Here is a 13,487-nt window from a genome sequence, read left to right on the forward strand (position 1 = left end):
ATTGCCCAATTGAAAAGTTCAAAGGTCTCTTATTCGGAGGCCTTTTTTTATCACCTGTTGTCAGCCGTTGTGCTAATTCATCTATAATTTAGGAATGAAATGGAATTCTCTGCCATCGTCATCGTGATAATTTCGGCTCTGCTTCATGCGGGTTGGAATGTTCTAGGTAAATCTAATCAAGGTTCGGGGTCGTCTTTTTTCCTTGCTTCTGGCTTTGCCGCTGCCGCGATCTTGACTCCTTACCTAATTTGGTATGTTGATAACGTTGGATTTTCAAATATCTCACTTCCATTCTGGCAACTGGTTTTCTTGAGTGGGATCTGTCAAATCATCTATTTGATTGGGTTAGGCGCGGCCTACAAACAAGCTGATATCGGCGTGATTTACCCAATGGCAAGAGCACTGCCCGTGTTGATGGTGGGTTTAGGCACGGTGTTGATAGGCTATGAGCTGTCACCCAATCAATGGTTTGGGTTCACCTTGATTACCTTGGGTTGTTTGTTTGTACCACTTAAGAAGTTTTCAGATCTTAGGTTAAAAGCGTATCTCAACCTTGGCGTACTGTGGGCGTTGATCGCGGCCATTGGTACCACGGGCTATTCCATCATTGATAAAGAAGCGCTTTTGTTACTCGATCCTTTGAGCACACCAGTTATAACTAACAAGCACACCGCGATTTTCTATCTAGGCATTCAGTTTTGGGCGATTGTGATTCCACTGAGCCTGTGGTTGCTCGTGTCGAATCAAAAAATCGAATTTCATAATGCTTGGTTATTGCGTAAAAGAGCAACACTTGCTGGCATCATGATGGCTTCGACCTATGGCCTCGTATTATTTGCGATGACCATGACTGAAAATGTCAGCTTGGTTGTCGCTCTAAGGCAAGTAAGCATCATCTTCGGCGTAGTGATGGGGATCTACTTTTTAAAGGAAAAGTGGCACGCGACTCGCGGTGTAGGCGTATCTCTAATTATTGCTGGCTTAGTTATCTCATTGACTTAAAAGATCGCCTGAGTGATTGGGGATTTGTGAATAGGTATCTCTATTAAGTTAAATGAAAAAACGCCCTTAGCGAAACAAACTTCGTTAAGGGCGTTTTCTCTTTATTTAGTAAGAAGCTGTAGGTAGTAAAAGACTTACCCCGCTAAATCTTGAGCATCTTGCTGTTTCAACACTTTGTGGCCATCTTCAGTGACACCACGTTTCCAGTAGCTGCTGATGTAGATGTTCTCTTTCGCGACTTCTTTTTCGTTGCGGAAGTATTGTCTTAGCTCACGCATGCTTTCAAATTCACACGCTGTCCATATTGAAACCTGACCTTCTAACCATTCTGTGTTGCGCACGGTTTGTGAAAGTGACTCTGAGGTTTCATCTTCAATCAACCAGGTTACTTTGATACCTTGAGGAGTCTCAAGTACCTGCTTATCTGCTGCTGAGTTGATCTGAATGATAGCGTGACCAGTTGCTGTTTCTGGGAGCGTTTTTACTTTTGCAGAAAGCGCAGGTAGGGACGTCATGTCTGCAACTAAGAAGAACCAGTCTGACTCTAGGTTAAGCCCCTGAATTAAACCAGGACCAGCCACTGAAATAGTGTCACCCACTTTCGCGTTCATTGCCCACCTTGCAGCAAAGCCACACTGCAAATCTTTAGTGATGTGACGAACGAAATCGACTTCAATCCACTGCTCTACAGGATTGTACTGACGAATGGTGTAGGTACGCATGGTTGGGCGCTCACCTTCGTTTAGCTGGCTTAAATCAGTCGTGCCAAGTGGCGAGAATAAAAGCTTGATGTAGCCGCCGGCACATTCTGTTGGGTATTTACTTAATCCCTCACCGCTAAGCGTTATGCGCTGCATGTTTGGAGTAATTGTTGAGGTTTGAGTAACGGTTAATGTGATAGGGCTAGGCTTGCTCATATAAGGCTCTCTTAGATTTGGATTTCCACATCATAATCCTGAACTAAAAAACACTCAATACTAATAGTTATCATTTACTTTTATTTACACATGTACTACCTAACTTATACGACAGATCCTATTGAGAAACGGATCCTACAAAAAAGAGCCCTTTAGAAAACTAAAGGGCTCTTAGGATTGGTTTGACTCAGCGAACAGAATTAGCTGTTTGCTTGCTCTAGTTCAATCGTTTCTTCAGCGGCTTTCGCAGCTTCTAGCATCTTACGAATAATGAACGATGCTGCCATTGCGATACCTACCATCACGACGGCAAGAACAGTCAGCATTTGGAAGTAATCACCGTAAACCGTTTGCACGATCTCTTGTGTGATCTCTTGACCTTTCTCTAGTGCAATAGACGTTGAGAATACCGCGCCAACAATGCCTGATAGTGCGATAGCAACAGAGAACAAGCTTACTGAGAAGTTTTCAATGTGCTTAGGTGCAACAGACAGGATGAAGGCTACAACCATTGAACCTACAATCACTTCACCGAATGCTAGGAAGAAGTGAATCGCTAGGAAGACTTCTGGGCGGATCAGAACATCGTCACCAACTGTCGTTACTGCCATCGTAAGGATACCGAAAGCGATAGCCGTAAGGATGAAAGAGAAACCGACTTTGGTTGCAGTTGAGAAGTTAATGTTTTTCTTTTCTAGGCTAGAGAAGATACCCGCGATGATAGGACCAGCAACCATACACCATAGTGGGTTCATTGCCATTGAAGCTTCAGGTGCAACAGGGATAAAACCAAATAGATCGCCACGCATTGTGTTGATCGCTACCATTGTCATCGAAGTCATCATCTGACCGTAGTACACGAAGAAACATGTCGTCAGGAATGTGATGATTAAAATAGTGCCCATTTTCAGCATGTCTGATTTCTTCGATTTCAACATCAAAGAAACAAAGTAGACGATTGCTGCACCGCCAATTGCGTATACGATGTTTTGGCCAATATCCATGTTCGAGAACATGAAGAATACCAAGCCAATCATAGCGGCAGAAAGACCAAGGAACGCTGCCCAGTTTTTAGTGCTTACTGGTTTTTGGTCGATTTCAGCACTTGCTTCAACAAGGCCTTTGCGAACAAAGATCATCATCAGAAGCGCAGCACCGGCTAGAACCGCTGAAAGAAGGAAACCACCGTGGAAACCAACAACAAGTACTAGCATTGGGAACAGGTATTGGCCTAACAGAGCACCAATATTGTTTACTGAGTAGTTGATTGGGTAGCAGTTCTCAAAATCTTCTTGAGTTTTGAACGTGCGTTTGTAAAGACTTGGGTAAGAAGGGGACATCAAACCACGTGCATAACTTGCTAACGCAATACCACATAATGCCATCGGAACATTGGTTGCTGCTGCACCAAGTACCAGTAGAACGTAACCACTTGCGAACCCTAGGAAGGCAATGGTTAAAGATCGGTAAGCGCCTAAAAACTTGTCGGCGATAAAGCCACCTGCGATAGCAAATAGCGGTCCGATTGCAGAGAAAGCACCAACAACCATCATGGTGTCGGCTTCATTGTAGTTCAGATCTTCAAGGAAGAAACGAGTCAAGATCACCATGACGCCATAGAACGAAAGTCCGAACATCATTTGGCAGAACATCATTGATTTGTTTAATCTATTCCACATTATTTTATTCTCACGTTTGTATTAATATGTAGTGTAATTACCCGATTATAATATCATTAGTAGTAATACATAAACTGAAACATCTGTCCCAAACAGAACTATACTCGATATATCTTTTCTTATGAGTGCATTCATATTTCTCATGAATGAGATTTGCAACGTTAGATTTTGCAAGTGGATGCATGGCGGTATGAAATTTAGCCATCATCATTTGTGGCTAAGTAATGAACTAATAAAGGGAAAGTTAGAGGTAGTCATTCTGTAAGTTATTTTGAGTGAGTATCACTTTCAATTAGCTGTTGGGCTTTAGCCAATAAAAAAGCCAGCTTGGTGGCTGGCTTTGTTGAGATATTGAAAACTAAGTTTACAAGAATGCTGTCTCTATAGAGGCTTTCTCCACTCGTGTTCCTGTCTTTTATTCACAAGGTGGTGCCATGTGGATCACGGCTAGGCCGCCTAGAGAAGTTTCACGGTACTTCTTGTTCATGTCTTTACCTGTTTGATACATGGTCTCGATAACCTTGTCTAACGAGATAAGACACTTGCTGGTACGTTTCAACGCCATGCGCGATGCATTGATGGCTTTCATTGCACCCATTGCGTTACGTTCGATACATGGCACCTGAACAAGTCCGCCGATCGGATCGCATGTCATGCCCAGTGAGTGTTCCATCGCGATCTCAGCGGCAATACAAATCTGTTCGTTGCTACCACCACGTAGGGCAGTTAGGCCTGCTGCGGCCATTGATGAAGAAACGCCGACTTCACCCTGACAACCTACCTCTGCGCCAGAAATCGAAGCGTTGGTTTTGTATAAGATGCCGATTGCACCAGAGACAGCCAAGAAGTCTTTAAGCTGCTTAGTGTCTAGCTCTTTGACGAAACGATGGTAGTACATCAAAACCGCAGGAATAACGCCAGCCGCACCATTAGTAGGTGATGTCACGACCTGACCGCCCGCTGCATTCTCTTCACTCACGGCAAAGGCAAATAGGTTAATCCAATCCATGATCTCCATTGGATCGTTTTCAATCGAGGCATTCGCTTCAAGCTTTTTAAGCAGAGCAGGTGCTCGACGAGTGACTTCTAGGCCGCCATCAAGGATGCCTTCCGTGTCAAAGCCACGCTGCATACACAGAGACATCACCTTCCAAATTTGGTCGGCTTTCTGGTCAATCACATCCATACCTTGGAATGAAACTTCGTTACGTAGAATTAAGCCACCAAGGCTCAGTCCTTGTTGTTCGGATAGTTCAAGCAACTGATCAGCAGAAGAGAAAGGGAACTCAACTTGAGTTTCTGCTTCCTGTTTGCCGTTTTGTAGCTCATCAGCGGTTGCGATAAAGCCACCACCAATCGAGTAGTAGGTTTCCATATCCAGAAGGCTGCCGCTTTCGTCAAAGGCAGAGATAGTCATACCATTTTCATGCAACGGAAGGTTGGTCTTGTGGAAGAGCAGATCGCTTTCTACATCGAAATAAATTTCATGGTTACCGCTAACCAATAGAGATTTATCTTCAATCGCCTTACGCATTGCTTGGTTAGCACTGGTGATTTTAATGGTGTCGGGGCGGTTACCTAGCAAACCTAACAAGGTCGCTCTGTCTGTGTGGTGACCAATACCCGTCAATGATAACGAGCCGTATAAGTCGATTTGAATACGCTTCACTTGCTTAAGCTGAGCATCAATTTTTTGGGTAAAGTTAAACCCAGCGATCATTGGTCCATTTGTGTGGGAGCTGGATGGCCCAACCCCAATTTTGTAGATATCGAAAATAGACAGCATAGTAACTTCCTGTGAAGACGGTTCGATGGACGAACTCTGTGTAAAATTTGTATTTAGTTAGTTGCACTTCTTTGAGTGAACCTGTTCTTTGGGTGAAATAGTTATGCGATTGAGCGTATTCATTGATTGAAAGGGCTCTTTTATCGACCAGTGCTAACAAGCATAGAGCGATGAAATACAAGAGCGTGCTATGTTTGCTGTAAAGCAACACGTCTATTCTTGTATTACCTAAGATGTCGCTATCAATAGTGAGCATTATTGCGAGCAACATATAAGAATTTCAAAATACTTTTGTTAACAAGTATTGTATACATAATTCACTCCATCTAATCCCCAAAACGAGACTTGAACATAAAATGAGCACTAATCACCTCCTTATTGTGCTGGGTAAGCGACTTAATGAGAATAAATTGACTGATGAAGGAACCAGTCGAGTTGATGCTTTGGTTGAGTATCTGGCGGAGCCTTTGGCAGAAGAGTCGAATCAGCAAACTGCGGTAGCATTTTGTGGTGGGGTAACAAAAGGGCAAACACTGTCTGAAGCCGATGCGATGCACCAGTACTTTAGAAAGCTTGAAAAGCAGCGTGAACATCCGTTTTCTTTAGGGGCGATTTTGCTCGAGCAGTATTCGACCAACACTGTCGAGAACATACAGAACTTGGCCTCAGAGATGATTGCAAGCGGGCTGTTTACTCGTGGGCAAAGTGTGCAAGTGACATTCGTTTCGAATGACTACCACTTACAACGTATATTTGAGATTCAATCGCTCATGGACGAGCAAGGTTTGCTTAAAGTTCTCGTCGAGAAGTGTTCCGCACTTGGGGGTGAGCTGCAAATAGATCGCAGGTTGGATGCTCATGTTGCGGTGCCATACCCACATCAAAGTGCTCAAGGGCAATTGTTTCTGTTGATGGATGTACTGACGACCTACCGAGTTTATCTTGAAGGTGTTTGTGCGGGCGCATTTAAGCGAGATTTAGAGTTGGTTAGACGAGAGCCAGAAAGACTGTCTTTGGAAGCATTGATCACTGCCAAAAAGCTCGTTGGACGTTCATCTGACTTTGACATTGTGGAGAGTTTACTCCCAGCATTGGAGCGCTGTATCCAGCAGACTTCAGTGGGTACCGATGTAAAAAAAGTCAGGGAATACCTAGCTCTACTAGATACTAACCTGACTTTATTGAATCGTTATTTAGATCCGGAATCGGATCACACACATCGCTGGTGGCGATAGGTGATTATTTCTTTCTCGTGATGCCAATAACGGTCTTTAAACTCGCAAAGGCAATCAGACAGTAAGCTAGAAGCTCAGTGCCTTCTTCAGCGATGTTTTTAACCGCTCGAACGTAATCATCGCCCATAACATTGTGCCAGAAGGCTCATGTGTTTTTTACAGTGATTAACTTTGGTTTTCTGAATCTTGCTCATGGTTATTGCGGTAGTACTCCCACTGTTCAATGCGCTCGCCGTCATCGAATACACAGTAAGTTGTACGCTGATTGTTTTCAGTAACCGTGTCTAATTCACCGTCTTGTTGAACACAATAAACCGCTGCTGGGTTAGCGACTGAAACACGTTGGCCCTCGCTATATTCTGCATAGTCGTTTGCACAACCGCCTAATACAACGGCACATACAGCCATCAAACCAATTTTCTTCATGTCTATCTCCTACGTGATAACTCTATAATCGAATGCGTTAAGTTCTACAGAACCAAATGAGAAGCTCTATGAAATTAGTATATTTTAGATTTCAGAAAAGGTTGTCCTAATTTGGTCAAGATATTGAAATAGGTTGATATTTCTTCATGTTTAACGACTTTTTGAGTGTTAGATCAAGCTAAGTGGATTCAAGTTACCGTAGGAATATCCCCGTCCGATCCGTTCTGGTTAGCAGTTGTGAACCTCGAATCTATTGATGATTATGATATGATGCCGCCAAATTCAGTAGAGCAGTCAGAATCATGAGACACCTAAAAACAACCATCCATCCTGATATCGACCATCTAGACAATAAAACGGTCTATAAGCGCAACGCTGCCCGTGCCATTGTGTTAGATGGTGAAGACATTCTGATGCTGTATACAGAGCGTTATCACGACTACACCATTCCTGGTGGTGGTTTGGATGAAGGGGAAGATGTGATCGCAGGTATGGTTCGTGAACTCGAAGAAGAGACTGGCGCGAAGAATATCCATAGCATCAAGCCGTTCGGCATTTTTGAAGAGTTTCGTCCTTGGTACAAAGATGATGCAGACATGATGCACATGATTTCTTACTGCTACTCATGCAAGATCGATCGTGAGCTTGGTGAAACGGCTTACGAAGATTATGAAGTGAAAAACGGGATGAAACCGGTGTGGATGAATATCCATGAAGCGATCGCTCATAACGAAAAGACCATGGCAGAGAGCCCTAAGAAGGGCATGAGTATTGAACGTGAAACCTTTTTGCTGCATTTGATTGCCAAAGAGATGCTTTAGCCGTTATCAATACTAGCCTGCTAAGCTATTTATTTGCCGCCACTTTTGGCGGCAAAATTGTTTCTAGCAATGCTAAAATTTAATAGCGGAAACTAATTATTGAATATGGTTGATATTGTCAACTAAGTGTTTTTGATGTATCTTTACCTCAGCGATGAACCTATCTAGCTTAACTGCCCGGTTATATCGTTAAATCTCGCTGTGAGCCTGCCCTAAACAAAGAATACTATGAATAAAAGACAGTTTATTGCCCATTATCTGCGCATGAATCGCACCTCGTACTTATTGGCGATTGTGTTCATCTTTCTCGTCAACTGGTTACAAGTAGAGATCCCTCGTTATATCCAATTGGCGATAGATTTGATTGATGATTCCTCTTCAACTGGCCACCAACAGCTTCAAACCTATGTTTGGATTGTGGTCGGGATGTCGGTTGCCATGGTGGTGGTGAGAATTCTGTCTCGTATCTATGCGCTTAATCCGGGGCGAATTACAGAGGCCGCACTTAAAAGTACACTTCTACAAAAGTTGAATCGCTTACCGAGCAGCTTTCACGAACGCTTTGCTTCGGGTCGACTGATCTCGATTATCAACAATGACCTTAGTGGCATTCGACTGCTGTTTGGTGTCGGCTTCTTGCAGTTCTTCAATGCCTTGCTTGCGTTGTCGTTGACGCCTCTTTACATGTGGCGCATATCGCCAGAACTCACACTGTATTCGATCATTCCTATCTCAATCGCTTTTGTGATTTTCCGTGTGGGCTTCAAGCGTATGAAAACGCTGCATTTAGAGCACATGAAGCGTCTACAAAACCTGTCTGCTCAACTAATGAGTTACCTGTCTGGGATTGACTTGATTAAGAGCCAGCAGATGTCACCTTGGGTGAAAGCCGAAACTGAAAAGCTGAACCAGTTATTGCTTGAATGCCGCCTTAAAATTACACGCATTCAAGTCTTCTTTATGCCGGTACTCGACTACGCCAATGACCTGATGAAAATCATCATTCTTGGGCTTGGTGGCTACATGTTAATGAGACAGGAACTCACACTTGGTGAGATTACCGCCTTTCTGACTTACTCGGTTTTGCTCGCTATGCCATTGATGCAACTTGGCAGAATCGCGACCATTTATCAGCGTGGCATGGTAGGTATTCAAAGTGCACAAACCATTCTTAATGCCAAAGTCCCGGAGCTTGATGAAGATAAGCTGACTGAACTAGATGTTGAATCACTGAAGGGAAAAACGTTTTCTGTTCGCAACCTCAGCTTCAGCTATTCAGGTGAAGAACGCGTGATTCTCGATGACATCAGCTTTGATATTCCAGCAGGTAAGAAAGTGGGTGTGTTAGGCGGGATCGGAGCGGGTAAAACGACATTAGTGAACTGCTTAAACCACCACTTGGATGTACCACAAGGTTCTGTTTTCCTTGGTGAAAGAGATGTCACTAGCTTCTCACGCAGTGACTTACGCCGTTACGTGAAAACCGTGACTCAAGACCCTTACCTGTTTTCAGCAACCGTCGAAGACAATATCCGCTTTGGTAGCCTAGATACCGATTTGGCAAAGAGTCAGGTTGATGAAGTGCTAGAGCTCAGCCAGTTGGCTAGTGATGTGACACGTTTTGAACACGGCGATCAAACCTTAGTCGGTGAGAAAGGGATCATGTTGTCAGGTGGTCAGAAGCAGCGCTTAAGTATTGCGCGTGCTTTATTGCAACCCACCGACCTGATCATCATGGATAACGTTCTATCGGCTGTCGACTATGAAACAGAACGTAAGATCTTGGAAGGTTTGTTTAAACGTTTGGAAAATCAATCGGTTCTTGTGGTTTCACACCGCGTTAATGCCCTTGAATATATGGATGAAGTCATCGTGTTGAACGAAGGTAAAGTGATCGCGAAGGGCGACCACGCCACGTTATTGAAAACCTGTGATTACTATTACGATACATGGCAACTACAGCAGAATGAAACGGAGGCAGCAGCATGTTAAAACGTGTTGATCTCAAGTACCTCAAGCACTTTTTTAAGTTTGCTAAGAAATACAAAGGCTCTGCGATTCTGGGCATCGCTATGCTTCCTCTTTCTGTCATCACGAGCTTGTTGTTCCCTTGGTTGATCATTCAAGTGATCGATGTTCACCTGAGTCACGGGGATATGGATGGACTGCTCGAGTACGTCTTCTATCTCGTTGCCGTGCTGGTGGCGAGCTATGTGGTGGATACCACCTATTCGTACAACCTACGTAAAACCGGGCAATACACGATAACTGACATGCGCTCAGTATTGTTTGCTCGCGTGCTCAAACTACCGCGCAGCTATTTTGATAACACACCGATTGGGGTAACGCTTTCACGATTAACCAGTGACTTGGAAACCATCGGCGAGACGTTTGTTCAGTCGGTTGTCGGGCTAGTTAAAGACAGCATCAATACCATTGCTCTGTTAGTGATGATGTTCTTTATTGATTGGCAGTTAACGATGATTGTATTGATCATTATGCCACCAGTGATGTATTTGACGGTTTATGTACGAAACCGACTTCGTGCTCTCTATAAGGTGACTCGTTCTTCTCTCGCTCGCGGTATTGGCTTTTTACAAGAAGTCTTATTTGGCATGAAAACCGTTCAGATGTACCGAGCGGAAGAGCAAGTCGAGCAACGCTACCAAGGCTATACCGATGAGTTTTTAAGAGCGCAGAAGAAGATCAATAAATACGATGCGATTTTGTTCTCGTTTATCTCTGGCATCACCTCCATCACTATCGCGATTATGATCTGGTATGGCTCTGAGCAAGTGTTAAAAGGGGCGCTCACCTTGGGTGTGCTGATTGCGTTCATCAACACCTTAGAGAAAGTGTTTGTTCCGATTCGTGACTTTACTTCGCAGATCGCTTCGATTCAGAGTTCATTTGCAGCGTTTGACCATATTGAAGAGCTGTTTGTTGAGCCGACTGAAGAAGAAGGGCGCAACCTGTTGTCATCTAACAAGGTTGAGAAGCAGCTTGAACAGTTTGTGAGCCTAGAGTTTAAGAACGTAAGCTTCCGCTACAAAGACGACTCTCCCTACGTTCTAAAGAATGTCTCGTTTGTATTGGAGAAAGGGCATCAAATCGCGCTTGTGGGTTCGACGGGCTCGGGCAAGTCGACGATTCTGCGTCTGATCTCTAAAGCCTACCAAGACTATGAAGGCAGCATTTTGTTGAATGGAATAGAGCTGTCACAGATCTCAAGTGAAGACTCTGCTCATTTGTTCTCAATGATGATGCAAGACGTGCACTTATTTGAAGAGACCATCCAATTCAATATCGCGCTGGGCAAAACGCATCTATCTAGAACTGAGGTTGAACAGGCGGCGCGCTATGTTTATGCCGATAAGTTTATTGAACAATTGCCACAAGGTTATGACTTCCACTTGGAAAAGAACGGCTCTAACTTGTCTGTAGGGCAAACGCAGCTTATCTCGTTCGCTCGAGCGGTTGCACAGGGTGGTCAATTGATGATGCTTGATGAGGCGACCAGTTCGGTAGATTCAATCACTGAAGACCTGATTCAAAAAGCAATGCAGCGCCTTTTCAAGGAAAAAACCGTGATTGCGATTGCACACCGTTTGAGTACCGTTCGTCACTCAGATACGATTTTGGTGTTGGAAAAGGGTGAAATTGTTGAGCAAGGTAATCATCAACAGCTGGTGGCACACAATGGTATTTATGCTGGCTTGTTACAAGAATCGATTGTAGAAACGGGCGATTCTCAAGTAACGGTTGCCTGATCACCTCAAATCAGGTTTACCGTTATCGATACTATGAATTGGTGTTGCTTATGTTTCACCAATTTCTATTCTTTTCTATTATTCCCAGTAGCTTAGGGAAAATAAAACATATTTTACGATTATTAATATGTTATGATCTCCCTACTACTAAAGGGGTGTCTTAGGGCATCGGGATGTATGCAAGCAAAAAGAACCGGCTTGTGTCAGTCACTTTCTGGCGAATATGGAATCGAAAATGTTGTTGGAAGAAGTTGTAGAAATTATCGAATTAACCGACTCAGACCATTTATCTCAAGCAATGGAACTGTTTAACGAGCATGGTTTTGTTGATGCTGAGTCTTTACCTTTTATGAATGTTGTTTTTGAAACAGCACCAGATCAACTTGCGAAGAAGCTGTCGCAGATTGGTTTTAAAGGTTTAGTGCAAGTCGAAAAGAATGAAGATGCATCAGGCTTCACCATTATTGATGCTGACCGTGTTCTGCTAAAAGATTCTGCTTAGTCGAAAGGCTCTGCTTAGCTGCAAGATTCTTCTTAATAACAAGAATAAGATTCAGCTTAGTGAAAAGACTCTATCCAGTTCAGTAACACCCGTTATGATTATTTGAGGTTAACACAGTGACAACAGCAACCGTTTCATCAACAGAACAACATATTTCCAACGAACATGCACTTTTAGGTGCATCGTTATTAGCGTCTCAAAAAGTTGAGTTGGCTCTGTTCAGTGTGATCTCTAAATTAGCTAAAGCCCTATCAAAAGAGCAGCAACAGTCATTAGGTTTGGATTTGGATACCTTTTTAAGTGAGAAGCCAAGTGAACAAGCCTCGACTCTGAGCCGCTACGAAAATACGTTTGGTGAACAACTTCCTTTGAAGGCTAATGAACTCAACGATTTTATTTATCATCGAAACTTGGTCACTCGTGGCTTTTGGCGTGTGACTGGTGCTGATGTTAAAGGCGGTGAGAAACTTGCTAACCCAGAGCTTTATTTAAAAGAGTTCTTGGCTAAATGTGAATACTGGCAAGTGATGATTGATACTCAAACCAAGTAATCAAATTGAAATAAGAAAGCCATAGCGAACATGCTATGGCTTTTTTGTTGTTTGTGCAAATTGTCTTGAATTCTTTGAATCTAGAGCATCATCTTCAATACATAGTTCCTAGAGACAAAGTGATGTTTAAGTGCGGCACTGATATGCAGCACAATTAAACAGGCTAGGGCAATACAACTGGCACGATGTAAATAGAAAAAGAAGCCGTTGATTGCAGAGTCGGTAATTAGATTATTTACGCTCACTAACCAAAATAAAGAGTACGGTTCTTTTAGCATTAAGTAGCCGGTGCTGAAAACCATAAACATCACAAGATACATCAAAGAGTGTGCAAGCTTGGCAACGCATTTTTGCCCTTCAGGCACAGAGGTTGGCATGCTTGGCGACGAGCGAAAGTGGCTCCAGATATAACGAACCACAAGCAGTGGCGTCGCAACGGTCGCCAATGACATGTTGAGCACTGACAGAAAAGAAAACAGCTCTGGATGACTGGTGACATAGTGCATCACATACCCTGCGATCGTTGCATAGATGATTACAGAAGCCATTACCCAGTGCAGTACACGGCTTACTAAATCGTATCGTGGATTATTCAAATTAACCTCGTTCTGATCGTTATTAATATAAGATTCATCTCGATGCAATAAACCATTTTTCGGTATATTCGCATCGCGAATTAATCATATAGAACAGTATTACGCGGTATTTTTATAATTTAGAAATTAATGATGTTGCTTCAGGTGTTTTATAATTATCAATGATGTTTTAGAGTGTTAATTCCAATATGGACATAGCAAA

Annotated in this window: 13 protein-coding genes; 7 read left to right on the plus strand and 6 right to left on the minus strand. The window is 43.2% G+C overall.

Annotation, left to right across the window (positions count from 1 at the left end; translation table 11 throughout):
* Positions 1-99: 99 nt before the first annotated feature.
* Positions 100-1,002, plus strand: a complete 903-nt coding sequence (locus AB4503_RS07620) for a multidrug transporter (RefSeq protein ID WP_372114163.1) — start codon at positions 100-102, stop codon at positions 1,000-1,002.
* Between the two features lie 134 nt (positions 1,003-1,136).
* Here AB4503_RS07620 and AB4503_RS07625 read toward each other — a convergent pair whose 3' ends face one another.
* From AB4503_RS07625 to AB4503_RS07635, 3 genes are all read right to left on the minus strand, one after another.
* Positions 1,137-1,919 carry a siderophore-interacting protein gene (locus tag AB4503_RS07625; RefSeq protein WP_102332033.1) on the minus strand — a complete coding sequence of 261 codons (783 nt, stop codon included), beginning with the start codon at positions 1,917-1,919 and terminating at the stop codon, positions 1,137-1,139.
* Positions 1,920-2,119: 200 nt separating this feature from the next.
* Positions 2,120-3,598 (minus strand): peptide MFS transporter, encoded by a 1,479-nt coding sequence (locus AB4503_RS07630; RefSeq protein WP_069601584.1) that lies wholly within the window; start codon positions 3,596-3,598, stop codon positions 2,120-2,122.
* A gap of 415 nt (positions 3,599-4,013) precedes the next feature.
* Positions 4,014-5,384 carry an L-serine ammonia-lyase gene (locus AB4503_RS07635; RefSeq protein ID WP_372114165.1) on the minus strand — a complete coding sequence of 457 codons (1,371 nt, stop codon included), beginning with the start codon at positions 5,382-5,384 and terminating at the stop codon, positions 4,014-4,016.
* Between the two features lie 356 nt (positions 5,385-5,740).
* On the opposite strand from AB4503_RS07635, the gene AB4503_RS07640 reads away from it, so the two are divergent.
* A complete protein-coding gene (locus AB4503_RS07640; RefSeq protein WP_372114167.1) occupies positions 5,741-6,619 on the plus strand; it encodes a YdcF family protein in 879 nt (292 codons plus the stop codon).
* A 4-nt stretch (positions 6,620-6,623) separates the two neighbouring features.
* Here AB4503_RS07640 and AB4503_RS07645 read toward each other — a convergent pair whose 3' ends face one another.
* Positions 6,624-6,746 carry a hypothetical protein gene (locus AB4503_RS07645; RefSeq protein WP_017059520.1) on the minus strand — a complete coding sequence of 41 codons (123 nt, stop codon included), beginning with the start codon at positions 6,744-6,746 and terminating at the stop codon, positions 6,624-6,626.
* Between the two features lie 38 nt (positions 6,747-6,784).
* Positions 6,785-7,045 (minus strand): DUF333 domain-containing protein, encoded by a 261-nt coding sequence (locus AB4503_RS07650; RefSeq protein ID WP_017059521.1) that lies wholly within the window; start codon positions 7,043-7,045, stop codon positions 6,785-6,787.
* A 302-nt stretch (positions 7,046-7,347) separates the two neighbouring features.
* Between AB4503_RS07650 and AB4503_RS07655 the strand changes: the two genes are divergently transcribed.
* From AB4503_RS07655 to AB4503_RS07675, 5 genes are all read left to right on the plus strand, one after another.
* On the plus strand, positions 7,348-7,866 hold the full coding sequence (locus AB4503_RS07655) for an NUDIX hydrolase (protein ID WP_017059522.1): 519 nt from the start codon (positions 7,348-7,350) through the stop codon (positions 7,864-7,866).
* A 228-nt stretch (positions 7,867-8,094) separates the two neighbouring features.
* Positions 8,095-9,858: an ABC transporter ATP-binding protein gene (locus tag AB4503_RS07660; protein WP_372114168.1), complete on the plus strand. Its 1,764-nt coding sequence runs from the start codon at positions 8,095-8,097 to the stop codon at positions 9,856-9,858.
* Positions 9,852-11,636: an ABC transporter ATP-binding protein gene (locus AB4503_RS07665; protein WP_372114170.1), complete on the plus strand. Its 1,785-nt coding sequence runs from the start codon at positions 9,852-9,854 to the stop codon at positions 11,634-11,636. The genes AB4503_RS07660 and AB4503_RS07665 overlap by 7 nt, the downstream gene beginning before the upstream one ends.
* A gap of 235 nt (positions 11,637-11,871) precedes the next feature.
* Entirely contained in the window at positions 11,872-12,138 is a 267-nt protein-coding gene (locus AB4503_RS07670; RefSeq protein WP_017059525.1) for a hypothetical protein, read from the plus strand.
* Positions 12,139-12,254: 116 nt separating this feature from the next.
* On the plus strand, positions 12,255-12,689 hold the full coding sequence (locus tag AB4503_RS07675; RefSeq protein WP_372114172.1) for a hypothetical protein: 435 nt from the start codon (positions 12,255-12,257) through the stop codon (positions 12,687-12,689).
* Between the two features lie 80 nt (positions 12,690-12,769).
* Here AB4503_RS07675 and AB4503_RS07680 read toward each other — a convergent pair whose 3' ends face one another.
* Complete coding sequence (locus AB4503_RS07680; RefSeq protein WP_082151303.1) at positions 12,770-13,285, minus strand: cytochrome b; 516 nt, start codon at positions 13,283-13,285, stop codon at positions 12,770-12,772.
* Positions 13,286-13,487: the final 202 nt, after the last annotated feature.

It is taken from the genome of Vibrio sp. 10N.222.55.B11 (assembly GCF_041473705.1).
GTDB lineage: Bacteria > Pseudomonadota > Gammaproteobacteria > Enterobacterales > Vibrionaceae > Vibrio > Vibrio crassostreae_C.